The organism is Streptomyces sp. ATCC 21386 (assembly GCF_018728545.1).
Classification (GTDB): Bacteria; Actinomycetota; Actinomycetes; order Streptomycetales; family Streptomycetaceae; genus Streptomyces.
The window spans coordinates 3,295,626-3,319,317 of record NZ_JAAVVL010000001.1 but is presented as its reverse complement, the minus strand read 5'-3'; the positions used below and the strand labels follow the sequence as shown (position 1 = coordinate 3,319,317).

20 protein-coding genes are annotated in these 23,692 nt (G+C 72.4%); 7 read left to right on the top strand and 13 right to left on the bottom strand.

Translation table 11 applies throughout. The features are described from left to right. The first annotated feature begins 101 nt into the window (after positions 1-101). The gene (locus GWK25_RS14475) at positions 102-1,058 is read left to right on the top strand and encodes an LLM class F420-dependent oxidoreductase (RefSeq protein ID WP_215450596.1); all 957 of its coding nucleotides are present in this window, start codon (positions 102-104) and stop codon (positions 1,056-1,058) included. A gap of 191 nt (positions 1,059-1,249) precedes the next feature. On the opposite strand, the gene GWK25_RS14470 is transcribed toward GWK25_RS14475, so the two are convergent. After that, positions 1,250-1,750, bottom strand: coding sequence for a phage holin family protein (locus GWK25_RS14470; protein ID WP_215450594.1), 501 nt, complete (start codon positions 1,748-1,750; stop codon positions 1,250-1,252). A gap of 77 nt (positions 1,751-1,827) precedes the next feature. Here GWK25_RS14470 and GWK25_RS14465 point away from each other — a divergent pair, with 77 nt between their 5' ends. Beyond that, a complete protein-coding gene (locus tag GWK25_RS14465; RefSeq protein ID WP_215450587.1) occupies positions 1,828-2,181 on the top strand; it encodes a VOC family protein in 354 nt (117 codons plus the stop codon). A 3-nt stretch (positions 2,182-2,184) separates the two neighbouring features. Here the strand turns inward: GWK25_RS14465 and GWK25_RS14460 are convergent, their stop codons facing one another. The 11 genes from GWK25_RS14460 to GWK25_RS14410 form a co-directional block, all read right to left on the bottom strand. Continuing rightward, complete coding sequence (locus GWK25_RS14460; RefSeq protein WP_215450585.1) at positions 2,185-3,081, bottom strand: arginase family protein; 897 nt, start codon at positions 3,079-3,081, stop codon at positions 2,185-2,187. Positions 3,082-3,127: 46 nt separating this feature from the next. Then, positions 3,128-3,700: a GNAT family N-acetyltransferase gene (locus GWK25_RS14455; RefSeq protein WP_215450583.1), complete on the bottom strand. Its 573-nt coding sequence runs from the start codon at positions 3,698-3,700 to the stop codon at positions 3,128-3,130. Between the two features lie 26 nt (positions 3,701-3,726). Further along, positions 3,727-3,975, bottom strand: coding sequence for a LapA family protein (locus GWK25_RS14450; protein ID WP_215450581.1), 249 nt, complete (start codon positions 3,973-3,975; stop codon positions 3,727-3,729). Positions 3,976-4,011: 36 nt separating this feature from the next. After that, positions 4,012-4,941: an LD-carboxypeptidase gene (locus GWK25_RS14445; RefSeq protein ID WP_215457376.1), complete on the bottom strand. Its 930-nt coding sequence runs from the start codon at positions 4,939-4,941 to the stop codon at positions 4,012-4,014. A 32-nt stretch (positions 4,942-4,973) separates the two neighbouring features. Next, positions 4,974-6,956, bottom strand: a complete 1,983-nt coding sequence (locus tag GWK25_RS14440) for an LpqB family beta-propeller domain-containing protein (protein ID WP_215450580.1) — start codon at positions 6,954-6,956, stop codon at positions 4,974-4,976. A 27-nt stretch (positions 6,957-6,983) separates the two neighbouring features. Further along, on the bottom strand, positions 6,984-8,315 hold the full coding sequence (locus GWK25_RS14435) for a M20/M25/M40 family metallo-hydrolase (protein ID WP_215450578.1): 1,332 nt from the start codon (positions 8,313-8,315) through the stop codon (positions 6,984-6,986). Continuing rightward, the gene (locus GWK25_RS14430) at positions 8,308-9,141 is read right to left on the bottom strand and encodes a M55 family metallopeptidase (RefSeq protein ID WP_215450576.1); all 834 of its coding nucleotides are present in this window, start codon (positions 9,139-9,141) and stop codon (positions 8,308-8,310) included. The genes GWK25_RS14435 and GWK25_RS14430 overlap by 8 nt, the downstream gene beginning before the upstream one ends. 125 nt (positions 9,142-9,266) lie before the next feature. Further along, positions 9,267-9,992, bottom strand: coding sequence for a class I SAM-dependent methyltransferase (locus GWK25_RS14425; RefSeq protein WP_215450574.1), 726 nt, complete (start codon positions 9,990-9,992; stop codon positions 9,267-9,269). Between the two features lie 110 nt (positions 9,993-10,102). Next, on the bottom strand, positions 10,103-12,565 hold the full coding sequence (locus GWK25_RS14420; RefSeq protein WP_215450572.1) for a SpoIIE family protein phosphatase: 2,463 nt from the start codon (positions 12,563-12,565) through the stop codon (positions 10,103-10,105). Between the two features lie 175 nt (positions 12,566-12,740). Further along, the gene (locus GWK25_RS14415) at positions 12,741-15,140 is read right to left on the bottom strand and encodes an MFS transporter (RefSeq protein ID WP_215450571.1); all 2,400 of its coding nucleotides are present in this window, start codon (positions 15,138-15,140) and stop codon (positions 12,741-12,743) included. Positions 15,141-15,317: 177 nt separating this feature from the next. Next, entirely contained in the window at positions 15,318-15,761 is a 444-nt protein-coding gene (locus GWK25_RS14410) for an SRPBCC family protein (RefSeq protein WP_012999610.1), read from the bottom strand. 253 nt (positions 15,762-16,014) lie between these two features. Between GWK25_RS14410 and GWK25_RS14405 the strand changes: the two genes are divergently transcribed. The 3 genes from GWK25_RS14405 to GWK25_RS14395 all read left to right on the top strand — a co-directional run bounded on the left by GWK25_RS14405 (position 16,015) and on the right by GWK25_RS14395 (position 19,378). Continuing rightward, entirely contained in the window at positions 16,015-17,058 is a 1,044-nt protein-coding gene (locus GWK25_RS14405) for an Rv2578c family radical SAM protein (protein ID WP_215450569.1), read from the top strand. A gap of 149 nt (positions 17,059-17,207) precedes the next feature. Then, positions 17,208-18,779 carry an alpha/beta hydrolase gene (locus tag GWK25_RS14400; RefSeq protein ID WP_215450568.1) on the top strand — a complete coding sequence of 524 codons (1,572 nt, stop codon included), beginning with the start codon at positions 17,208-17,210 and terminating at the stop codon, positions 18,777-18,779. 68 nt (positions 18,780-18,847) lie between these two features. Then, positions 18,848-19,378 (top strand): GNAT family N-acetyltransferase, encoded by a 531-nt coding sequence (locus GWK25_RS14395; protein ID WP_215450567.1) that lies wholly within the window; start codon positions 18,848-18,850, stop codon positions 19,376-19,378. A 77-nt stretch (positions 19,379-19,455) separates the two neighbouring features. Here the strand turns inward: GWK25_RS14395 and GWK25_RS14390 are convergent, their stop codons facing one another. Further along, on the bottom strand, positions 19,456-20,028 hold the full coding sequence (locus GWK25_RS14390; RefSeq protein WP_215450566.1) for an adenylosuccinate lyase: 573 nt from the start codon (positions 20,026-20,028) through the stop codon (positions 19,456-19,458). A 402-nt stretch (positions 20,029-20,430) separates the two neighbouring features. Between GWK25_RS14390 and GWK25_RS14385 the strand changes: the two genes are divergently transcribed. Both GWK25_RS14385 and GWK25_RS14380 read left to right on the top strand, forming a co-directional pair. Then, a complete protein-coding gene (locus GWK25_RS14385) occupies positions 20,431-22,254 on the top strand; it encodes a 3-hydroxyacyl-CoA dehydrogenase family protein (RefSeq protein WP_215450565.1) in 1,824 nt (607 codons plus the stop codon). Positions 22,255-22,561: 307 nt separating this feature from the next. Continuing rightward, positions 22,562-23,371: a TetR family transcriptional regulator gene (locus GWK25_RS14380; protein WP_230213611.1), complete on the top strand. Its 810-nt coding sequence runs from the start codon at positions 22,562-22,564 to the stop codon at positions 23,369-23,371. The last annotated feature ends 321 nt before the right edge of the window (positions 23,372-23,692 follow it).

Below are 23,692 nucleotides of genomic sequence, written 5' to 3'. Positions count from 1 at the left end.
CGGCGCTCCGCCCGAGCGTGCGCGGGTTTCCGCCGTGATCCACGGGTACTCGGACCACGAACCGGCCCGCCCCGAGCGCACCTGTCGCGGAGGTACCCCCCATGCCCGAGTACGGATACTTCCTGGCGACCGAGGAGTTCGGTCCCGCCGAGCTGATCGAGCAGGCTCGGATGGCGGAACAGGCCGGATTCGACTGTCTGTGGATCTCGGACCACTTCCACCCGTGGAACGACGCCCAGGGCCAGAGCCCCTTCGTGTGGTCGGTGATCGGCGCGCTCTCCGAGGCCGTGTCGTTGCCGATCGAGACGGCGGTGACCTGCCCGACCGTCCGGATCCACCCGGCCGTCGTCGCCCAGGCCGCGGCAACGAGCTCGGTGATGACCGGCGGTCGTTTCCGGCTCGGCATCGGCTCGGGCGAGGCGCTCAACGAGCATGTCCTCGGCACCCGTTGGCCCCCGGCGGACGTCCGTCTGGAGATGCTGGAGGAGTCGGTCCAGGTGATGCGTCGCCTGTTCACCGGCGAGGAGGTCACCCATCGCGGCACGCACTACACGGTGGAGAACGCCCGCCTCTACACGCTCCCCGACGCGCCGGTCCCCATCGACATCTCCGGCTTCGGCCCCAAGGCCACCGCGCTCGCCGCCCGCGTCGCCGACGGCTTCATCACCATGAGCCCCGACGAGGAACTGGTGACCCGGTACCGCAAGGGCGGCGGGGGCGCGAACCCCGTCAGCGGCGGGACGAAGGTGTGCTGGGGCCCCGACCGGGACGCCGCCGTCCGGCTCGTCCGCCATCTGTGGTCGAGCCAGCTGCTGCCCGGCGAGATGGGTCAGATCCTGCCCACGCCCAGCCACTTCGAGCAGCTGGAGCCGCTGGTCACCGAGCAGATGGTCGGCGAGAACACGGTGTGCGGCGACGACGTCGACGAGCACGTCGCCGAGCTGACCGCCTTCGCCGACGCCGGCTTCGACCGCGTCTACGTCAGCCAGATCGGCCCCGACCAGCGCGGTTTCTTCGACTTCTACCGCACGAAGGTGCTGCCGCAGCTCCGGCGCTGATCCGCACCGCCCCCGAGTTCTCGGCCCAGATGGTGTTTCCCTCTCCCCATCGTCTGGGCCGAGTGCACGTGCACAGGGAGCGGGCCCGGACGTCCTTGCCGTCCGGGCCCGCTCCCTGTGCCGCTCTTCTCCGTTCAGCTCTTCTGCTCTCTCCTCCGCTCACCGCCGCGGTGACGCGGGTCCTCACGCCGCTACCGGTGACGCGGGTCCTCGGGGTCGACGCCGGCCGGGGGCGGCGAACCGGTCGCGCCGCCGGGTGCGACGCCGGGTGCGACGGGCGGCACCGGCGGATATCCGGCCGGCCCCTTACCGCCCGGGGGCATCCCCGGCGCCGTACCGCCGGTCACCCGGTCACGGCCCGCGGCGATCTCGCCCTCGTGCTCGGCCGTCGGCCGGGAGGCCGAGGGACGCGCCGCGCTCCTCAGCACATACGCCGCCCCACCGAGCACCACGGCCGTGATCAGCGCGGCGGCCCAGTCCGGCAGGCCCAGCGACAGGGCCAGTCCGAGGGCCAGCGCGAGGGCGGCACCCGCGTACAGGGCGAGCGCCCCGGACGCGGCGTACAGCGCGGCCTTGCGGCGCTGCTTGCGGGTCTGCTGCCGCAGCTCGTCGCGGATGGTCTCGCGGGCCACCAGCGCCAGCTCGTCGACCAAGTGCTTGTCCAGATGTTCGAGATGATCCAAGCGGTCCATTGCGCCCGGGTACCCCTGCCTGTGTCCGCGTAACGGCGGCATGCGCCGCGGGCGGATCCCCAACTAGGCTCTGCACCATGGAGATTCTCGGCACCACGCTCCGCATCTGCGTCGACGACCTGGAAGCAGCGGTCCCGTTCTACGAGAGACTCTCGGGCGGACCGGCGATGCGCTTCGAACGCGGTGGCGTCCAGGTCGCCGCCGTCGGCTGCTTCCTGCTGATGAGCGGCCCGGAGTCGGAGCTGGAGGTCCTGCGCAAGGTCGCCGCGACCATCGCGGTCGAGGACGTCGACGAGGCGAACCGGGTCCTCACGGCCTCCGGCGCCCGGGTGCTGGCCGGCCCCGTCCCGACCCCCGTCGGCCGCAATCTGATCGCGGTCCACCCCGACGGCTCGGTCTACGAGTACGCGGACCGCCGGGCGGCCGGGTGAGCCTCAGGCGGCGAACGCGGCCACCACGAGGTCCGTGAGCAGCGCGCCCGCCGTGCCGTCGGGGTCCAGATCCGGGTCGTAGATGGTGACGTTGAGACCCACGCAGTGCGGTGAGCGGACCAACGGGCGCAGCAGCGCGGTCAGTTCGTCGGGGAGCAGCCCGTCGGGGTCGGGACTGTCGACGGCCGGCATGACGGACGGGTCGAGGACGTCGGCGTCCAAGTGGACCCAGAAGCCGTCCAGTTCGGGTGTCTCGAAGCTCAGCGCTGTGACCCGGGCGAGATCGTCCGCGCCCCAGGTGCGCAGCTCGCCGACGGTCACGACGGGGATCTTCAGGTCGGCCAGCTCGGTGCGGTCGTCCTCGAACACGTCCCGGATGCCGAAGAGCCGTACGTCCTCGTCGCGCAGATAGGGCCGCAGTCCTTCCAGATCGGTGAGGTCCTGCTGTCCGCGCCCGGTGGCGAGCGCCAGTTCCTCGCCGCCGGCCGCCCCGACCCGGTCGGAGTTCCCCGGATGCCGGAAGTCGGCGGAGGCGTCGACGGCGACCAGCCCGTACCGCCCGATCCGCCGCAGCGCGAGCGAGGCGCCGAGCTGGATCGAGCAGTCCCCACCAAGGACGACGGGCAGCTCGCCCGCCCGGACGTGCCGCTCGATCCGGTCGGCGAGCCTGCGCGTGTACGAGGCGATCGCGCCGGCGTTGAAGACGCCGTCGCCCTCCTGCCAGTCACCCCGGTCGTAGCGGGGCGGCACGACCACCCCGCCCTCCAGAGCGCCGAGCCGCCGCACGATGCCCTGCTCCCGCAGCGCGCCGGCGAGCTTGTGGCAGCCGGGCACGGTTCCCGGGGCGGGCGGCCGGAGGCCGAGGTTGGAGGGGGCGTCCACGACGACGATGTTCCGCATGGCTCCCATCCTGCGCGACGGGCCCGCCCACCGGGACGAGAACGGATCATTCCGGGAGGCGGCCCCCACCCGGCGCCGGGCGCTCCATCTCCGTGGTGAGCGCCCACCTCTGGTGGTCCCGCCAGGCGCCGTCGATGAACAGGAAGTCCGGCGAGAACCCCTCCAGCCGGAACCCGCACCGTCGCGCGAGCGCGATGGAGGCGGCGTTCTGGGGCTGCACGTTGATCTCCAGCCGGTGCAGCCCCATGAAGGTGAACGCGTACTCGACGACCAGAGCGAGCCCCTCCCCCATCAGGCCCCGCCCGGCGGCGTGGGCGAAGGCCCCGTAGCCGAGGGCGCCGCTCTGGAAGCCGCCTTCCACGATGTTGTTGATGTTGATGAATCCGGCGATGCCCCCGCCGTCCCTCTCGCAGACCAGGAACCCGGCCTTGGTCGGATCCTCGATCAGCCGTCCCGCGTACGCGCGGTACGCGGCCTGGGTGGCCGGGGGGAACAGCCACGGCCGGTGCAGCTCCCCGCTCTCGCGTACCCGTCGGACGAACTCGGGTCCGTCCTCGGGTGTGAAGCGCCGGATCGCGACGCGGGGGCCTTCGATGAGATGACGAACGTTCTCGGACACCCCGCCACGGTACGTCGGGGCGCGGGTCACCTGTGTCGTCTCATGAAGTACGCCCCGCACACCGCTCCGACCAGGCCCGTTCCGAGGAGCGCCAGCCACAGGGGCATGGTGACCTCGGAGACCAGCAGCTGGATGTCGGTGCTCTGGGTGTTCTGGAAGACGAAGACGAGCGCGAGGACGGCGAGTACGCCCACGACCACCCTGCCGGGTGTCAGCGTCTCGCTCCATCGCTTGTGCCCGTGCGTCCCGGCTCGTGGTTTTGTCTTCGGGCTCATACCTCCAGAATGACGCGGGCGCCTACGACGCGCCTGTCAGATCAGGGCCGGCACGTCCAGCGTCAGCGTCCCCGCCTCCGCGTCCAGCTCCCCCGTCACCCCGAAGGGGATCGTCAGCGCCCCTTCCCCGTGTCCGAAACCGAACTCCTCCACCACCGGCACCCCGGCCCCGCCGATCCGGTCGACGAGCAGTGCCCGCACCTTCTCGTACGGTTCGCACTCCGCCCAGGAGCCGAGGACGATGCCGGCGACCCCGTCGAGCCAGCCCGCGCGCAGGAGCTGGGTGAGATAGCGGTCGAGGCGGTAGGTCTCCTCGCCGACGTCCTCCAGGCAGAGCAGGGCGCCCCGGGCGGACGGCCGGGCATGGGGACCGCCCAGCTCGGCGGCGAGCAGACAGAGGCAACCGCCGAGGAGGACCCCTCGCGCGCGGCCCGGTACGAGGGCGGAGCTGCCTTCGACGGCCCGGATCGTGCGGACCGTCTCGGGGGAGAACAGGGTGGCGCGCAGATGTTCCTGGGCCCGGGTGTTCTTCAGGAAGTCGATCCCCGCGGCCATGGGGCCGTGCAGGGTCACCAGTCCGGCCCGGGTGGCGAACGCCTCGTGCAGGGCGGTGATGTCGCTGAACCCCACGAGTGTCTTGGGGCCTGCGGCCCGGATCGCGTCCCAGTCGAGCAGGTCGACCATCCGCTGGACGCCGTAGCCGCCGCGGGCGCAGAGCACGGCGGACACGGAGGGGTCGCACCATGCGCTCTGGAAGTCGGCGGCCCGGTCGGCGTCCGTGCCCGCGAGGTAGGAGAACTCGGGGTGCCGGCCCAGTGCGTGGGGTGCGACGACGGGGTCGAGGTCCCAGCCGCGCAGCAGGTCCAGCCCGGCGCTGAGCCGTTCCTCGGCGACCGGTCCGCTGGGCGCGACGACGGCCACCCGGGCGCCGGGGACGAGGCGAGCCGGTCTGGTCAACGGCGTCACTGATGTCACGGGTGTCACTGGTATCACGGGTGTCACTTGGCGAGCTCCAGAGTAGGGATACCCGGAGGATTCAACCCGAAGACCCGCGCGTACAGCGAAAGCTCTGCCTCCAGGGCCCGCACCATCGTCTCCGCCCGCCGGAAGCCGTGCCCCTCCCCCTCGAAGGCGAGGTAGGCGTGCGGCACCTGCCGCCCGTCCAGCCGGGCGAGGAACCGCTCGCACTGCGCGGGCGGGCAGATCACGTCGTCGAGGCCCTGGAGCAGCAGGAACGGCGCCTTGATCCGGTCGGCGTGCTCGGTGGGCGACCGCTCGTCGTACCGCATCGGCTCCTCGGCCAGGCGACCCACCAGAGTCTCCAGATACTGGGATTCGAAGTCGTGCGTGCCCCCCGATCCCCAGTTCGCAAGGTCGAGGATGGGGTACATGATGGTTCCGCAGGCGTATACATCGGTCGCGGTGAGGGACACGGCGGCGGTCCAGCCGCCCGCGCTGCCGCCCCTGATGGCGAGCCTGGTCCGGTCGGCGGTGCCCTCGTCGGCGAGGGCGAGCGCGACGGCCGCGCAGTCCTCGACGTCGACGACGCCCCACTGCTCGCGCAGCCGGTTGCGGTACTCCCGTCCGTATCCGGTGGACCCGCCGTAGTTGACCTCGGCCACGCCGATGCCGCGCGAGGTGAAGTAGGCGATCGCGAGGTCCAGGACCAGCGGCGCGCGGCTGGTGGGCCCGCCGTGGGCCCAGACGACGTAGGGCGGCAGCTCGGTGCTGAAGGCGACGGCGCCGGGGTTGTGGGGCGGGTAGACGTGTGCGTGGATCTCGCGTCCGGCGGGGCCGAGAAAGCTGCGGATCTGAGGTTCGGGGTAGTAGGAGGGGTCCACCGGGTCGTCGTGCGCGGCTCCGGCCACCCGGGCGTCGCCGGTGGCGGCGTCCAGCTCGACCACCTCGTAGGCGCTGCGGGGGCTGGCACCGATCCCGAGGATCCGGCCGCCGCGCACGGCGAGCGAGGGGGCGAACTCGGTCCATGGTCCTGCCGCGTCCACGACCTGGCCGGTCTCCAGGTCCAGGACGCCGAGCGCGGTCGCACCCCGCCCGTGGATCACGGCGACCAGCCCGCCCTCCAGCAGCGCGAACCAGCGCCAGCCGACCTTCCACAGCGGGCCGCCGAACTCCTCCTCCCGGGCGCACAGGGCCGTGCGGTCGCCGCCGTCGGGGTCGAGGCGGTAGAGGTTCCAGTAGCCGGTGGTGTCGCTGGAGTACACCAGGGTGCCGTCGGCGGCCCAGTCGACCTGGGCGACGGACTCCTCCGGGCCGCCCGCGACGGTCCGGGGCGTGCCGAGCAGGCCACCCTCGGTCACCTCGGCGACCAGCAGCGACGTGCCGTCCCAGGGCATCCGGGGGTGGTCCCAGGCGAGCCAGGCGGCACGGCGGCCGTCGGGCGAGAGCCGGGGGGAGGTGACGAACCGCCGGCTGTCGTCGGTGAGTTCCCGTACGGCCCCCCGGTCCTCGGCCGCCGACCCGTCCAGCGGTACGGCGGCGACGACCCGCCGTACGTCGGTGGGCCCCTCGCCGGTGAACTCCTCCAGGACGCACCACACCTCGTCCCGCTCCGGGTGCGGTCTCGGGTCCACCCAGCGCAGGCCGCCGCCGACCGGTGACACCGGGGTGAGCGGGCGGGGCTCGCCGCCCGGTGCGAACCCGTAGAGGCGCTGGTCGGCGAAGTTCACGAAGACCACGAGGTGGCCGGTGTCCCGCGGGACCGCGGTCCAGGGCTGCCCGCCGTACTCCATGACGCGGCTGCGCACGTTCCACGGGGCCGGCAGGACCGACTCCTCCGTGCCGTCGGCCGTGCGCCGCACCAGGGTGCGCCGGCCGCCCTCGGTGGGCCGTGGCTCGGTCCACCAGGCCTCGTCGCCGACGAAGCCCACGAACTCGGGATGCCCGTCGTGCGCGGCGGCGAGCGCCGCGTCGATCGGCGAGGGCCACGCACCGTACGCCAGGGTCTGCACCTTGTCCCCCATGTCCCTTCGTGCCCCGAGTCTCATCGGTCAGGCCGTCCGCAGGAAGCGGTCGAGCACACGGACGCCGAAGTGGAGCGCCTCCACGGGGACGCGCTCGTCGACGCCGTGGAAGAGCGCCGCGTAGTCGAAGCCCTCGGGGAGCTTCAGCGGCGAGAAGCCGTAGCCGGTGATGCCGAGCCGCGAGAACTGCTTGGCGTCCGTGCCGCCCGGCATGCAGTACGGCACGACGTGCCCCTCGGGCGCGAACTCCTCGACGGCGGCCCGCATCCGCGCGTACGTCGTGGAGTCCACCGGCGCCTGGAGCGCCACCTCCCGGTGTTCGTACTCCCACTCCACGTCCGGTCCGGTGAGCAGGTCGAGGGTTTCCCGGAACTCGTCCTCGCCGCCGGGCAGATACCGTCCGTCCACGCGCGCGGCGGCCTCCCCCGGAATCACGTTGATCTTGTAACCGGCGTCCAGCATGGTCGGGTTGGCGCTGTTGCGGACGGTCGCCTCCACCAGGACGGCGGCCGGGCCGAGCTTGTCGAGCAGCCGGTCGACACCGCCCGGGCCGTCGAGGTCGGCCTCGACGCCGTACAGCGCGGCGAGTTCGGTGAGGGCGGCGCGGACGGTCGGGGTGAGGCGCAGGGGCCATTCGTGCGCGCCGATCCGGGCGACGGCCGCCGCCAGCCGGGTCACGGCGTTGGCCCGGTTCACCTTGGAGCCGTGGCCGGCCCGGCCGCGCGCGGTGAGCTTCAGCCAGCCGGTGCCGCGCTCCCCCGCCGCGATCGGATAGATCTGCCGGCCGCCGCCGTCGTGGAAGGTGAAGGCCCCCGACTCGCTGATGCCCTCGGTGCAGCCCTCGAAGAGAGCGGCGTGCCGGTCGGCGAGGAACCCGGAACCGTCCTCGGCGCTCGCCTCCTCGTCGGCGGTGAACGCGATCACGAGGTCCCGGCGGGGGCGCACGCCGGTGCGCGCCCACTGGCGCACGACGGCGAGGATCATCGCGTCCATGTTCTTCATGTCGACCGCGCCCCGCCCCCAGACCACCCCGTCGCGGATCTCCCCGGAGAACGGGTGCACGGTCCAGTCGGCGGCCTGGGCGGGCACGACGTCCAGATGACCGTGGACGAGCAGGGCGTCCGCCGACGGGTCGGTGCCCTCGATGCGCGCCACGACGTTGGTCCGGCCCTCGGTGCGCTCCAGCAGTGTGGGCTCCAGGCCGGCCTCGGCCAGCAGCGCGGCGGCGTACTCGGCGGCAGGCCGCTCCCGGCAGTCCCCGCCGCCGCGGTTGGTGGTGTCGATGCGGATGAGGTCGGAGGTGAACCGGACCACCTCGTCCAGCGCCCGCTGGTCCACGGGTGCCGTCTGCTCAGCCATATGTCTCCTCCACCGCGGCCGAGACGATCGTGGTGACCGCCTTGAAGGTGCGGATTCCCTCGTACATCGTCGGGCTGGTGTACGCGACCTTGCGTTCACCGGTACGGACCACCCCGGGCACCACGGTCGCCGCCATCGCCAGATGCTCGGCGTCGAACTCGAGCGCCACGGTGAACGGGCCTCCCCTGACCGGTTCGTGCCGTACGGCGAGCGCCGCGGCCTCCTTCGCGGCCGCGCGGATGTCGGCGGCCGTTCTCGCCGGGGTGCGGCACACCGCCGCGTACCGCGACACATGGTCCTTGACCGCCACTTTGAGCGCCTCGGGCGCATAGCCCAGGGCGTCCTCGCACGCCACGTCGTCGCCGGTCACCAGCACAACCGGTACCCCGTACTCGGCCACGACATGCGAGTTGAGCAGCCCTTCGCTGGCGCGCTCGTCGTTCACCCACACCCCGGTGACGGAGTTCGCCAGGTAGGTGTGGGCGAGGACGCCCTCCATCCCGGCGCCCGCGTGGTAGCCGACGAACGCGATGCCGTCCACGTCCCCGTGCTGCACGCCCTCCACCATGGACAGCGCCTTGTGGCGGCCGGTGAGCATCTGCGCGCGCTCGTCCAGCTCCTCCAGCAGCAGGTTGCGCATCGTCCAGTGCGCCTCGTTGATCAGCACCTCGTCGGCCCCGCCGTCGAGGAACCCGAGGACGGCGGCGTTCACGTCCGAGGTGAACATCGAACGGCACCGCTCCCACTGCGGTGTCCCCGGCAGCACGTCGGCCGGCCAGGTGACACCGGTGGCGCCCTCCATGTCGGCGCTGATGAGGATCTTCATGGCTCGCACCGTACGCGCTCACGACGATCCGTGGCAGACCTGTGGATAACTCTCACCGGCCCGGCCCACCGAGGCGTGGACCGGGGCCTGTCGTCGCCTCACCGTCCGCCCGCGAACACCCGGCCTCAGGCGGTGCGGCCCGCCACGTACCACCTCGACGGCAGTTCGATCCGGGTGCCGTCCGCAGTGTGTTCCGTGGTGACCAGCGGAAGTTCACCGCTGGTCACCACGGTGAGACCGGCGGCGCGCAGGTACTCCGGCACCGCGGCGTCGGTGACCTCGCCGGGGGCGATGCCGTGCCGGAAGATCGGGGCGAGCTTGGCCGGAGGGCCTGCCGGGTCGGCCGCGAGGCCCATGAGGACGGGCTTCGCGGCCTCGGCGAGTTCGACGAGGCAGACCCGGCCTCGTTCCCCCAGCAGCGTGGCGACGGTGTCCACGAGGCGTTGGCGGTCGTCGGGCTCGCACTGATGGAGGACGCCGCGCACATAGACGTTGGCGTCGCCGAGGTCGGCGTGGAGGGCTTCGGCGTCCGTCTTGTCGGCCGCGTCCAGCACACGGTAGGCGGCCCGTCCGTCGGGGTCGGCCGCACGGGCCCGGTCGAGGGCGGCGCCGGAGAGGTCGACCCCGATGACGCGGGGGAAGCGGTCGGCCAGGAAGCGGGTCTGGGTGCCGTTGCCGCAGCCGAGGTCGACGAGGGGGAGGTCCGCCGCGGTCAGGTAGGGCTCGAAGAGCGCCAGATGGACGGCCGCGGTCCGTTCGGGTCCCGCGTCCCAGAAGACGGCGCCCGGTTCGTCGGGGGCCTCCCGCCAGAACCCCTCCCAGGCGTCCCGGTACCGACTCGTCACGCTCATGCCATACCCCCGAACAGCGACACGGCCGCCACGGCGACGGCCCAGATCGGTCTACCGTGCCCGGCAGCCGGAGACAAGCATCGTGCGTGTACCTTCACCCCACGTTCGGATCACGCGCGCCTCCGTGGCAGGGTCAGTTCGAACCACACGGTCTTTCCCGCGCCCGTCCGGCTGGTCCCCCACTCACGGGCCAGGGTGGTGAGGACCCGCAGTCCACGGCCGTGCTCGTCCGTCAGTGCCGCGCTGAGCAGGGTCGGCAGCGTCGGATCGTCGTCGTAGACCTCGCACAGCAGGGTGTCGCCACGGACCAGACGCAGTTCGATCCGGCGCCCGCGCGCGTGCCGTACGGCATTGGTGACGAGTTCTCCGGCCAGGAGCGCGGTGGTGTCCCCGAGGGTGTCGAGGCCCCAGACGCAGAGCTGTTCGCGAACGGCGGCGCGAGCGCGGGCCACCTCGACCGGGTCGGGGGCGAGACGCCACTCGGCGACGTCCTCGGGCTCGATGCCGCTCAGCCGCGCCATCAGCAGGGCGACGTCGTCCTTGCGGCCGCCGCGTGTGTTGAGGGCGCGGATGATGGTGTCGCAGGCGTCGTCCATGGAGGCGGCCGGGTGGGCGGCGGACTCGCAGAGCGTCGCAAGGCCCACGCCGATGTCCTCGCCGCGCATCTCGACCAGCCCGTCGGTGCACATCACGAGCCGGTCACCCGGCTCCACGCGCACGCGTACCGCCTCGAACGCCACCCCGCCGACGCCGATCGGCGCTCCCGTGGGCAGGTCGAGCAGTTCACTGCGGCCGTCCGCCGCGCGGACCAGCACGGGCGGGATGTGGCCCGCGTTGGCCAGGTGCAGTTCGCTCGCGATGGGGTCGTAGACGGCGTAGAGGCAGGTCGCGAGGTAGTGCTCGCCGAGGCGCTGGGCGAGGTCGTCGAGGTTGCGCAGGAGCTGCGCGGGCGGCAGGTCGAGGGCGGCCATGGTCTGCACGGCCGTGCGCAACTGCCCCATCATCGCGGCCGAGTTGAGGCCGTGCCCCATCACGTCGCCGACGACCAGGGCGGTGCGGGCGCCCGGCAGCTTCACCGAGTCGAACCAGTCGCCGCCGACCCGTCCGAGCAGCGTGCCGGGCAGATAGCGGGTGGCGATGTCGCAGCCCGTCATGTGGGCCTCGATCTGCGGGAGCATGCTGTCCTGGAGCGTCTCGGCGACGTTCTCCTGGTAGGTGTACATGCGGGCGTTGTCGAGGACGAGCCCGGCCCGCGCGGCGAGTTCGGCGCCGGTGACGCGGTCCATGTCGTCGAAGACCTCGCGCTCCGGGTGGCGCAGCAGGATCATGAAGCCGAGGACGACGTTGCGGGCCTTCAAGGGCACGACCAGCATGGAGCGGCCCGTGATCAGCGGCCGGATGTCGCGCTTCTCGAACTGCGCGGCGATCGCGTGCCCCATCTGCTCGCTGATGCGCGGCACGAGGACGGGCTCTCCGGTGGTCATGCACTGGAAGAACGGGGTGTGCGCCGGGAACGGCATGGCCTCGCCGACGGGGACGACGTCGTCCCAGCGGCCCGGCTCGTCCGTGTGCTCCACGGCCACCCGGTGCCACATGGTCGTCGTGTCGGGCACCCCGTCCGGGAACCCCTCGCCGGCGACGACCTGTTCGCGCAGATAGGTGCCGGCGACGTCGGTGAAGCGGGGCACGACCGCCCTGCTCACCTCGACGATGGTCCGGGAGAGGTCGAGAGAGGTGCCGATGCGCCCGCTGACCTCGTTGAGGAACTCCAGACGCTCGCGCACGGCCGCGTGTTCGAGGTCCTCGCCCTCGTCCGGCGCGTCCTCCGGCACCGGCAGCCCCTGCGCGACGGCGCGCGCGGCCCGTTCCCGGCGGGCCCGTCGCTCCGCGCGCCGGGGCACGCCCCAGTCGGGGGTGACGGGCACGCGGTCGTTCTGGCTGAACTCCAGCACCGGATACCCCAGTTCGAGGACCTGGGCGACGATCCGGGCGCTCTCGCCGACGCTCATGCTGGGCAGGATCTCGGGGAGCCTGCGGGCGAGCTTCTCGGCGCCGGGGAAGTCGGTGTGCAGGGCGAAGCCGGGGGCGATGCGTTCCACGGCGATGTCCGCCCCGTCGTCCCGCCGCACGGTCTCCGCGTCGGCGGCCAGCACCAGCAGCCGTTCCCGGCCGGGGCCGACCAAGGGGTAAGCCCACCACAGCACGTCGATCCGGCCGCGGCCGGGCACGCTGAGCCGGGCGCGGCCGGCCGCCGGGTAGGAGAGCCGTCCGTCCAGCGACGTCTCCAGGTCGTGGCCGAGGGCGTCGTACGCGCCGTGGGCCGCGTGGGGCGGGATGTCGTCCTCGTCGGGGAGGGCGCCGGAGACGGGCAGCAGGTCGAGGGCGGGGTGGCCCACCGCTTCGTCCTTGGTCGCGCCGAAGAGCCGGCGTGCGCCGGAGCTCCAGTGCGACACGAGTCCGGCGCGGTCGACCACGACCACGGCCAGGGGAATACGGCCGACCGAGGCGTGCTCCGGCGTCTCGTCACCGGCTACGAGGCCGGTAGTCGCGCCCGTGTCGGTGCCACGGTCCATGGCCAAGGCCCTTTCTCCCCATGGCTCGCAAGATCTGCGCCGCCCTCCCTACCGTACGGCTGCGTAGCGTTGCGATGTGTGGCAATACACGAATTGCTCCCTGGGAGCCTCCGGCGCACGCGCAGGCCACGCAGGCGGCGCACGATCATTCGCGCGCCCCCGAGTGTCCGGCTCCTCAGTCCGCGTGGCCGAGGTGGAGGTCCTGTTCCGTCCTGGAGCCGGAGGCGACCTGGAGCACCGTCGCGACGGGTGGATAGCCGGTGGCGATGACCGTGTACTCGCCGCAGGACAGGTCGACGAACCGGAAGGTCCCGTCGATGCCGGTGGTGGCCGTGGCGACGACGTTCCCGGCAGCGTCGAGGAGGGTCACGCGCGCGTCCTCCACCGGCCGGCCGCCCCCGGCGCGGACCGTGCCCCGCAGGACGGCGCCCCCGGCGAGCTCGATGTCCTGGCGCGTCTCGCGGGCGGCCCGGACGGTGACGGGCAGCGCGGCCGGGCGGTAGGAGTGGGCGCCGGCGGCGAGGGTGTACTCCCCCGCGACCAGCTCCGTGACGAGGTACTCGCCCCGTTCCCCGCTGCGGGTGGTCACGACGACCTCGCCGTGCACGTCGGTGAGCGTGACGGTCGCGTCGCTCACCGTCCGGCCGTCCGCCGTCCGTACGGTCCCGGACAGGCGGCCCGCGCCGCCGAGCACGATGTCGACCTCGACGGGCCCCTCCCCCACGGTGACGCTCACGGCCTGCGGCTGGTGGCCCCCGGCGGCCGCGATCAGCACGTACGCGCCCGGCCCCGGGGTGGACAGCGCGTACCGCCCGTCGTCGCCGCTGCCGCCGCGCCCCGTCTGCCGGCCCCCGGCGTCGATGAGGGTGAGCGCGGCCCGGGTCACGACGGTGCCGTCGGACTGCCGGACCGTGCCCCGGACGGGGACGGGGACGGGGGCGCCGGGGAGGTACGGCGAACGGGCCTGCGGGATCTGGACGGGGGGCGTGTCCGTGGGCTCGGGCTCGGGGGCCGGGTCGGCGGGCACCTCGTCGACGGGCGCGGGGGTCCTCTCCTTGAGGAAGCAGGCGACGAGGACCGCGAGGACGAGCACGGGCGTGAGGTACAGGAAGATCCCCGGCATGGCGCCCGCGTACGCCTGGACGTAGGCCTCGCGCAGGGGGTGCGGCAGGGTGTGGACGAGGTCCGGGGTGAGGGAGCCGGGGTCGGGGAGCACGGCGCCCGGGCTCTGTGGGAGGCGGTCGGTCAGCCGGGCGGTGAGGAGCGCGCCGAAGGCGGCCACGCCCACGCCGCCGCCGATCTGCCGGAGGTAGTTGCCGGCCGCGGTGGCGGGCCCGGTGTCGGCGGGGCGCACGGAGTTCTGCACGGCGAGGATCAGGACCGGCATCACCATGCCGATGCCCGCGCCGAGGACCGCGGTCCGGATGCCGAACTGGAGCCGGGACGCGTCCGCCCCCGGACGGGACAGCAGCCACACGCCGAGCGCGGTCAGGGCGCTGCCGAGGACGGGGTACGTCCGGTAGTGGCCGGTGCGGTCGATGAGCCGGCCGGAGACCACGGACGCGACGACGATGCCGGCGGTCATCGGCAGCATGAGCAGCCCGGCCTCGGTGGCGGAGATCCCGCCGACCATCCGCAGCTGGGTCGGCAGGTAGCCGGCGGCGCAGAAGAGGGCGATGCCGATGGCGATCCCGACCAGGCCGGTGACGACGAAGGCCGGTTCCTTGAACAGCCGCAGGGGGACGAGAGGTTGGGGCGCGAACCGCTCGGCGACCAGGAAGAGGACGGTCGCGGCGACCGCGCCGGCGGCGAGGCCGAGGACGGGCCGCGAGGTCCAGGCGTAGGTGGTGCCGCCCCAACCGGCCAGCAGGACGGCGGAGGTCGAGGCGGCCGCCAGCAGTACCGCCCCCACGACGTCGAGGCGCCCCTTGGCCGTGCACGGCGGCAGCCTCAGCGCGAAGGTGACGACGGCCAGCGCGAGGAGCCCGACGGGCACGTTGAGGTGGAAGCACCACCGCCAGCCGACGTGATCCGTGAGCACGCCGCCCAGGAGCGGGCCCGTGACGGAGGCGAGGCCGAAGACGGCGCCGACCAGGCCCAGCCAGCGCCCTCGGTTCCGGGTCGGCAGGATGTCGGCCATGATCGCCTGCACGCCGATCATGAGGCCGCCCGCGCCGACGCCTTGGAGCGCGCGGAACGCGATGAGCTGGTCCATGCTCCGGGAGAACCCGGCGAGCGCGGAGCCGGCCACGAAGACCGTGAGCGCGCACTGCAGGACGCCCTTGCGGCCGTGGAGTTCACCGAGCCTGCCGTAGACGGGGAGGGTGACGGTGGCGGTGAGCAGATAGGCCGTGATCGGCCAGGACAGTCGGTCCGCGCCGTGCAGCTCCCCGACGATCTCGGGGAGGGCGGTGGCGACGACCATCTGCTCCAGCGCGGCGAGGAGCAGGACGAGCAGCAGGGCTGCGAAGACCAGCCGGACGCGGTACGGGCCGAGCCGGGCAGGCCCGTCCGCCGGTGGCGGTGGCGCGGGCGTGGTGGTCGGCTCGCCCTTCACCAGTGTGGTCGCGCCCATGCGTACCGCTCCCCTCGTCGCACTCACCGCACAATTCCCGCATTAAGCGGCAACTGTCGGCAAGTGCGGCGAGTTACGGCATTCCGGGGAGCGTCAAGGAGATCCACTCGAACCGGTGAGGACGGCAACGCGCGCCGGTCGATCGCCCGTTGGGCCGCGCGTACCGCTTCCTCCGTGCTACTTCTCCACCTCGGCGGCGAGGTTGGCGAGCAGGGCGTCGTAGATCCGGGCGAGGCCCTTGGGGGCGAAGGTCTTCTCGAAGAAGCCGCCGATGCCGCCGGCGCCCTGCCAGGTGGTGGTGACGACGACACGGGAGCTGCCCTCACCGGCCGGGGTGACCCGCCAGACGGTGACCATGGAGGAGTTGCGGTCCTTCTCGACGAGCTCGCCGTCGGAGGGCTCGGTGACCTCCAGGAGGCAGTCACGGACGCGCTTGCTGGTGGCCTGGAGCTTCCAGTGGACGAGGGTGCCCTCGCCGTCGCCGCCCTCGCGCACCTCGTACTCGCTGAAGTGCTGCGGCATCAGCTTCTCGCGCGCGCCGTTGTACTCGGCGAGGGTGTCGAACACCGTCTCCGCGTCCGCCGCGACGACCCGTTCGGTCGTGGCCTCGACCTGCGCCATTGCACTTCCTCCAGCACTTGGTAACTCGGGGATGTGCGGAAAGCCAACCACCCCCCGGCCGGAGGGCCCAAATCGGGGTGCCCCAAGGGCCCGGAGCGGACGGCGCCGAGGGCCCGGGAGGGACCACCTCAAGGGCCCGGAGTGGACGGCCCGGGGGCCCCGACGAGACCTCCACACGATGTTCGAAAACCAGTTCGCACGATCAAGGGAACATGTGTTCTATTCTGGGGCGAGAGCAACCGAGGAGGCGTCCATGCGCTGGGACCATCTGGCCGAGAACCCCGCCACGGCCCGCGACGCCGCACTGTTCGGCGCGGACATGGTGACGAGCCGCACCTTCGACACTCCCGAGTTCCGCGGCATGACCTTCCACGAGGTCCGGGCCAGGACGATCGTGAACCGGGTGCCGGGTGCCTCCCGGATGCCGTTCGAATGGACGGTGAACCCCTACCGGGGCTGCACGCACGCGTGCGTCTACTGCTTCGCCCGCAAGACCCACAGCTATCTGGACCTCGACACGGGCCTCGACTTCGACTCCCAGATCGTGGTGAAGATCAACGCCCCCGACCTGCTGCGCCGACAGCTCGCCTCACCGCGCTGGCAGGGCGAGCACATCGCCATGGGCACCAACGTGGACTGCTACCAGCGCGCCGAGGGCCGCTACCGCCTGATGCCGGGCATCATCGCCGCCCTGCGCGATCACGCGAACCCCTTCTCGATCCTCACCAAGGGCACGCTGATCCTGCGCGACCTGGACCTGATCCGGCAGGCCGCCGAGGTCACCGAGGTCGGCATCTCGGTCTCCGTCGGTTTCACCGACCCCGAGCTGTGGCGCACGGTCGAGCCGGGCACGCCCGCCCCCGAGCGCCGGCTCGACGTCGTGCGGGCCTTCACCGACGTCGGCATCGGCTGCGGAGTGCTGATGGCCCCCGTGCTCCCCTTCCTCAGCGACCACCCCGACCGGCTGCGCGCCACCGTGCGGGCGATCGCCACCTCCGGCGCCACCTCGGTGACCCCCCTGGTGCTGCATCTGCGGCCCGGCGCCCGCGAGTGGTACATGGCCTGGCTGGAACGCCACCACCCCCATCTCGTACGGCGGTACGAACTGCTGTACGCGGAGGGCGCCTACGCACCCAAGTGGTACCAGCGGCAGATCACCCGTCAGGTCCACGAGCTGGCGCAGGAGTACGGCATGGGCCCCCGGCGCGCGGAGCTGCCGCGACGGACACCCGCGCGCGAGCCGGTGGCACCGGAGCCGGTCCGGGACCCGGAACCGACGCAGCTGACGCTGCTCTGACCCTCCCTCAGGGCATCCGGGCGCTTCTCGCGCCCCCGATCGGGTCAACTCTCGCCGACACGAGTTCCTTCGGAGGTCTGCTCCGGGACGATGCGACGAAGGCCGTGGTGTGCACGGCCCGCGATCCTCCGTCCTGGGAGGCCTGACTGATGAAGAAACGCGCAGCCGCTCTGTGCGGTGCCGCCGCCGTGCTGGCCGGAATGGTCACGGCGGTCCCGGCCGGCACGAGTGGCGCCCTCGCCGCCGCACCGACGGCGAAACTCGCCTGGAAGAAGTGCGCCACAGGCGACTATCCGACGCTCCAGTGCACGACCCTGAAAGTGCCGTTGAACCACGGCGAGCCGGACGGCAGGAAGATCACGCTCGCCCTGTCCCGCGTCCCGCACACCGCGAAGAAGTACCAGGGCCCCCTGGTGGTCAATCCCGGCGGCCCCGGCGGCAGCGGCCGCACCCTGGCCGGATTCGTCGCGTCCTCCCTGCCGAAGAAGGTGGCGGCGCAGTACGACGTCATCGGCTTCGACCCCCGCGGCGTCGGCGCCAGCAAGCCCGCCCTCGACTGCCGGCCCGGACATTTCGGGCCGGTGCGCCCCGACTCACTGCCGGCCGACGCACGGACCGAGCGGGCCAACCTCAAGCGCGCCAAGGCCTTCGCCGACGCCTGCGCGAAGAAGTACGCGGACGTACTGCCGTTCATCGACACGGTCAGCTCGGTCAAGGACATGGACGCCATCCGCGCGGCCCTCGGCGCCAAGAGGATCAACTACTTCGGGTACTCGTACGGCACCTACCTGGGCGCCGTGTACGCCAAGCTCTTCCCGCACCGGGTGCGGCGCGCGGTGCTGGACTCCGTCGTCGACCCCTCGGGCGTCTGGTACGACGACAACCTCCGCCAGGACCAGGCGTTCAACGACCGCCACCGGGCACTGATGGCCTGGATCGCCAAGCACGACAAGACGTACCGGCTCGGCACCGACCCGGAGAAGATCGAGGCCAAGTGGTACGCCATGCGGGCGGCACTGGCCCGCAAGCCCGCGGACGGCAAGGTGGGCCCCTCCGAGCTGGAGGACACCTTCATGCCCGGCGGCTACTACGACGGCTACTGGCCCCATCTCGCCGAGGCGTTCGCCGCCTACGTGAAGAAGAAGAACGACGACCCGCTGGTCGAGGCCTACGAGAACTTCGGCGCCGTGGACGCGGCCGGTGACAACGGCTACAGCGTCTACACATCGGTGCAGTGCCGCGACGCGCGCTGGCCGCGCGACTGGGCCGAGTGGCGCGACGACAACTGGTTGATGTACGAGAAGGCGCCCTTCATGACCTGGAACAACGCCTGGTACAACGCGCCCTGCGCGTTCTGGCCGACCGAGGCCCTAGACCCGGTGGACGTCTCCAACACCGCGCTGCCGCCCGTCCTGATCCTCCAGGCGACGGACGACGCCGCGACCCCGTACGAGGGCGGGGTCGCCACGCACCAACTGCTGCGGAACTCCAGCCTGGTGGTCGAGCAGGGCGGTGGGAACCACGGCATCTCGCTGAGCGGCAACACCTGCCTGGACAAGCACCTGGCGGCGTATCTGACCGACGGCAGGGTGCCGCGCGGAACGGGCGAGGTGGACGCCGTCTGCGCGAAGCTCCCCGACCCGAAGCCCCTGAGCAAGAGGGCCGCGTCCGCCTCGTCCCGGGGCTCGACGCTGCACGGCCTGCTGGGCTTCCGCGGCTGAGCCCGGGCCGTGGGAGGCCCACCGAAAACCACGGGGCTCCCACGGCCGCCCGGCCCTAGGGTGCCGTCATGAACGACACCCCTCATGACCTCCGCGTCCGCGAGATGACGCCGGCCGACTGCCGTCCCGTGGCGGAGATCCGGGTAGGAGGCTGGCAGACCGCGTACACCGGGCTCGTGCCACAGTCGTACCTCGACGCGATGCGGGTGGCCGAGGACGCGGAACGACGGCGCGAGCTGCTCCTGAAGCCCGGCAACCCGGTGGTGAACCTGGTCGCCGAGCGGGCCGGCCGGATCATCGGCTGGGCGGCGTACGGCCCCTACCGCGACGGCGAAGTCCGTACCGACGACGCCGAGTTGTACGCGCTCTACGTCCGGCCCGGGCACTGGGGCGGCGGGGTCGGCGCGGCGCTGCTGCGCACCACCACCGAACGCTGCGAGACCGCCGGCCACGACCGGATGCTCCTGTGGGTGCTGAAGGACAACGTCCGGGCCCGCCGCTTCTACGAGCACCACGGCTTCACGGCGGACGGCACGGAGGAACCCTTCGAGGCAGCCGGGGTCGAAGTGCCCGAGGTGCGCTACGTACGCGCCCCGTAAGGGGCGCGGGGAACTGCGCGACCAGCCCTCACCGACCCGCAGCCGAAGAATCAGCACCCAGCCCATGGAGCAGCTCCCTAAGCGGAGCGCATCCGCGTCAGCGCCCGCACCGCCGCCTCCGCGAGCCTCGGATGGGCGAGGGCGTCCTTCAGGACGGGCTCGGCCCTGCTGTCCCCCAACACCCCCAGCCCCTCCACACAGGCCAGCGCCACCCGGCGGTAGGGGTCGTGCGGACCGAGGCGGCGCCGGAGCGTGGTGATCAGCGCCGGCACCGCCTCGGGCGCCCGGAGTTCGACGAGCAACCGCACGGGGTGCAGGGCATAGGCGACCCGGAGTTCGTTCGTCGCGAGGGCGGCGGCCGCCCGCGCGGTGCGCGGGTCCCCGAGCCGGGCCAGCGCGTACGCGGCGGAGGCGCACCGTGGCGGATCGCGGTGATTGAGGAGCAGCACCAGCGACTCGAAGGCCCGGCGGTCCCCCGCCACCCCCAGCCTGAACGCGGCCAACTCCCGTGCCCACAACGGCTGACCGGGTTCGGTGAGCACCGCCGCCAACTCGTCCGTGGACTCGGTCGTGACGAGCCGCTCCCATTCGGCCGAGCCTCCCGACTCTCCCCGCACACGCTCCGTGAGTGATCGCAACTCCTCGTCCATGCGACCGAGCGTACGGGCGTGAACGCGCTTCGCGAACACCCTTCGGGACGTACGTCACAAACACGAGGGCTGGCGCGCTCGTTACCCACCGGTTAAGCTCAGACGAGCGAGTTACCCACTCGTGTTCGCTCTCGACGGTTTGGTGACGCAGCCGTCGCGAGCACAGTCGGTTCGGTGCCCGGAGTTTCGGTCTCCGGCGTACCAGTACGGCTCGGCCTCGGGACAGGGCCGGTCGGTTCAGTCGTTGCCCCCGGGCGTGTGCACGCCCCGCGGCGACGGCACCGGGCGTGTGCGTTCATCAGCCCGGCATCACCAACACCCGCGCCCCACGCGCCGCCTACGCGCTCTTCGCGTATCGGCTGCGCTTCCCTCAGTCGTCACCCTCATTCCTGGAGTCCCGCGATGGCCACTCCCCTTTCCGACTCGTCGCCGTCCCCTCTGTCTGCGCAGTCCCCGTTCAAGACGATCGCCGTGGTCGGTCTCGGCACCATGGGCACCGGTATCGCCGAGGTGCTGACCCGGGCCGGCCGCGAGGTCGTCGGCATCGACATCAGCGAGGCCGCCGGCGCGCGTGCCGTCGCGGCCCTGGAGGCCGCGACCGAGCGCGCCGTGACCCGTGGACGGATCACCGAGCGGGAGCGCGGTGACGCCCTCGCCCGCTTCCGCACCTTCACCGACCTCCAGGCCGCGGCCGACGCCGACCTGGTGATCGAGGTGGTCCCGGAGTCGTACGAGATCAAGCAGCAGGTCTTCCGTGAACTCGACGCGGTCGTGCGGCCGGAGGCCGTGCTCGCCACCGGCACCAACGCCCTGTCGGTGACGCGGCTTGCCGCCGAGTCGGCGCGTCCGGAGCGGGTCCTCGGTCTGCACTTCTTCAACCCGGCGCCCGCGATGAAGCTGGTCGAGGTCGTCTCCTCGGTGCTGACCGCACCGCAGGCCGTCGCGGCCGTCACGGACCTCGCCCTCGACCTGGGCAAGGAGCCGGTCGCGGTGGGCGACCGGCCCGGTTTCGTCGCCGACGGGCTGCTGTTCGGCTACCTCAACCAGGCCGCCGCGATGTACGAGGCCAAGTACGCCTCCCGCGAGGACATCGACGCGGCCATGCGGCTCGGCTGCGGGCTGCCGATGGGCCCCCTGGCGCTGCTGGACCTCATCGGCGTCGACACCGCGCGCACGGTCCTGGAGGCCATGTACGCGGCCTCGCACGACCGGCTGCACGCACCGGCGCCCATCCTCCGCCAGCTCAGCGAGGCGGGTCTGACCGGCCGCAAGTCGGGGCGCGGCTTCTACTCCTACGAGGCGCCCGGCTCCGCCACGGTCGTGCCGGACGCGCTGACGCCGCGGGACGGGGTCGCCACGGTCGCCGGGCGCACCGTGCGCTCCGTGGGTGTCGCGGGCTCCGGCACCATGGCGTCCGGGATCGCCGAGGTGTTCGCGAAGGCCGGGTACGAGGTCGTGCTCGCCGCCCGCAGCGAGGAGAAGGCGCAGGCCGCGAAGGCGCGGATCGGCAAGTCGCTGGCCCGCTCCGTCGACAAGGGGCGTATGACGGTCGAGGCCGCCGCCGAGACCCTGGACCGGATCACCCCGGCCGGGTCCTACGACGCCTTCGCCGACGTCGATCTGGCGCTGGAGGCGGTGGCCGAGGACCTGGAGGTCAAGCGGCAGCTGTTCGCGACCTTCGACAAGGTCTGCAAGCCGGGCGCGATCCTCGCCACCACCACCTCCTCGCTGCCGGTCGTCGCCTGCGCCCGCGCCACCTCGCGCCCGCAGGACGTGATCGGGATGCACTTCTTCAACCCCGCGCCGGCGATGAAGCTGGTCGAGGTGGTCCGCACGGTGCTGACGGCCGACGACGTGCACGCCACGGTCCGAGAGCTGTGCGCGAAGGTCCGCAAGCACCCGGTGGACTGCGGCGACCGGGCCGGATTCATCGTGAACGCGCTGCTGTTCCCGTACCTGAACAACGCGATCAAGATGGTGCAGGAGCACTACGCGACGCTGGACGACATCGACGCGGCCATGAAGCTGGGCGGCGGCTACCCGATGGGCCCGTTCGAGCTGTTGGACGTGGTCGGGCTGGATGTCTCGCTGGCCATCGAGAAGGTGCTGCACCGCGAGTTCCGCGACCCGGGACTGGCCCCGGCGCCGCTGCTGGAGCACCTGGTGGCCGCGGGCTGCCTCGGCCGCAAGACGGGCCGCGGCTTCCGCGAATATGCCAAGCGCTGAGCGGTCGGGCGACGAGTTCGGCACGGCCGGGGTTCCCGCGTCCTCGTCGTCGGCCCGCCGGCCTGGCCCGGCGTCGACGGACGGGGCGACGACCGGCACAGGCCATTCCGACGGGGCGGCGACCGGCGCGGACTGGGGCGGTCTGCTCGGCCCGAGTAGCCGCCCCTCGGGGTCCCGGTCCGCCGGCTTCGCGCCCGGCCCCTCCCCCGCCGCCCCGGCCGCCGACCTGGTCGCGCCCCGGTCCCGGCCGGGCGGCCGGATGGCCGGACACGCGCACTCTCCTGCACGGATGCAGTACGTTCGGGGCATGTCCCAGCCCGCCAAGTCCTCACGTACACCAGCTGCGCCCGACGCTCCGGAGAGCGCCGCGGGAAGTCGTGCCGCCGCCCAACGCCTCAAGATGCGCAGGGAACTGGCGGCCGCGGCCATGGAGCTGTTCTCGACCAAGGGGTACGAGGCGACCACCGTCGACGAGATCGCGGCGGCGGCCGGGGTCGCCCGCCGCACCTTCTTCCGCCACTTCCGCTCCAAGGAAGAGGCGATCTTCCCGGACCACGACGACACCCTGATCCGCGCCGAGGCGGTGCTCAACGCGGCGCCCCCGCACGAGCATCCGCTCGACACGGTGTGCCGCGGGATCAAGGAGGTCATGAAGATGTACGCGGCCCGGCCGGAGATCTCGGTCGCCCGCTACAAGCTGACCCGAGAGGTCCCCACCCTCCGGGAGGCGGAGATCGCCTCCGTGGCCCGCTACGAGCGCCTCTTCACCCGCTATCTGCTGGGCCACTTCGACGAGCACGCCCACCACGACGCCGGCAACGACGACCCGCTGCTCGCCGAGGTGGCCGCGTCCGCCGTGGTCACCGCGCACAACCACGTGCTGCGGCGGTGGCTCAGATCCGGCGGGCAGGGCGACGTCGAGACCCAGCTCGACCACGCCTTCGCCATCGTCCGCAAGACCTTCGGCACGGGCATCGGCGCCGGCCGCACCCTGGCGCCCGAGCCGGCTGCCGCGACGACGTCCACGCACGGCGAGGTCCTGGTGACCGTCGCCCGCACCGACGCCCCGCTCGACGAGGTCATGCGCACCATCGAAGAGGCGCTCCGCGACCGCTGATCCGTCCCGGAACCGCGCTTGAAACCACGATCTACTCAACGGTAACTGTGAGAACGGCCACCCCACCGGGTGGCCGTTTTGGCACGTCAGGGGCCCTTTTTCACCCCCGCCTGATCGATCATCGCTCAGGTGTTACGTAAAGATTTCACCTGAGCGAACTTTCTGGCACTCGGTGCCTTGCGGGGTGACACGGCGTGCCATACGTTGAAGGAGTCCGGGCGGCCGGAGTGCGGCGAAATCCCGTAGGCCGGCTGTCCCCGCGGACCACGGTCCACGCGCCCGGACGCCTGCGTCACAGGCAACCTCCGCGCCACACACAGC

Bases quoted from the DNA above. Each gene is read 5' to 3' on its own strand.
- GWK25_RS14475 (WP_215450596.1), top strand. From the start codon at position 102: ATGCCCGAGTACGGATACTTCCTGGCGACCGAGGAGTTCGGTCCCGCC.
- GWK25_RS14470 (WP_215450594.1), bottom strand. From the start codon at position 1,750: ATGGACCGCTTGGATCATCTCGAACATCTGGACAAGCACTTGGTCGAC.
- GWK25_RS14465 (WP_215450587.1), top strand. From the start codon at position 1,828: ATGGAGATTCTCGGCACCACGCTCCGCATCTGCGTCGACGACCTGGAA.
- GWK25_RS14460 (WP_215450585.1), bottom strand. From the start codon at position 3,081: ATGCGGAACATCGTCGTCGTGGACGCCCCCTCCAACCTCGGCCTCCGG.
- GWK25_RS14450 (WP_215450581.1), bottom strand. From the start codon at position 3,975: ATGAGCCCGAAGACAAAACCACGAGCCGGGACGCACGGGCACAAGCGA.
- GWK25_RS14440 (WP_215450580.1), bottom strand. From the start codon at position 6,956: ATGGGGGACAAGGTGCAGACCCTGGCGTACGGTGCGTGGCCCTCGCCG.
- GWK25_RS14435 (WP_215450578.1), bottom strand. From the start codon at position 8,315: ATGGCTGAGCAGACGGCACCCGTGGACCAGCGGGCGCTGGACGAGGTG.
- GWK25_RS14430 (WP_215450576.1), bottom strand. From the start codon at position 9,141: ATGAAGATCCTCATCAGCGCCGACATGGAGGGCGCCACCGGTGTCACC.
- GWK25_RS14425 (WP_215450574.1), bottom strand. From the start codon at position 9,992: ATGAGCGTGACGAGTCGGTACCGGGACGCCTGGGAGGGGTTCTGGCGG.
- GWK25_RS14420 (WP_215450572.1), bottom strand. From the start codon at position 12,565: ATGGACCGTGGCACCGACACGGGCGCGACTACCGGCCTCGTAGCCGGT.
- GWK25_RS14415 (WP_215450571.1), bottom strand. From the start codon at position 15,140: ATGGGCGCGACCACACTGGTGAAGGGCGAGCCGACCACCACGCCCGCG.
- GWK25_RS14410 (WP_012999610.1), bottom strand. From the start codon at position 15,761: ATGGCGCAGGTCGAGGCCACGACCGAACGGGTCGTCGCGGCGGACGCG.
- GWK25_RS14405 (WP_215450569.1), top strand. From the start codon at position 16,015: ATGCGCTGGGACCATCTGGCCGAGAACCCCGCCACGGCCCGCGACGCC.
- GWK25_RS14400 (WP_215450568.1), top strand. From the start codon at position 17,208: ATGAAGAAACGCGCAGCCGCTCTGTGCGGTGCCGCCGCCGTGCTGGCC.
- GWK25_RS14395 (WP_215450567.1), top strand. From the start codon at position 18,848: ATGAACGACACCCCTCATGACCTCCGCGTCCGCGAGATGACGCCGGCC.
- GWK25_RS14390 (WP_215450566.1), bottom strand. From the start codon at position 20,028: ATGGACGAGGAGTTGCGATCACTCACGGAGCGTGTGCGGGGAGAGTCG.
- GWK25_RS14385 (WP_215450565.1), top strand. From the start codon at position 20,431: ATGGCCACTCCCCTTTCCGACTCGTCGCCGTCCCCTCTGTCTGCGCAG.
- GWK25_RS14380 (WP_230213611.1), top strand. From the start codon at position 22,562: ATGTCCCAGCCCGCCAAGTCCTCACGTACACCAGCTGCGCCCGACGCT.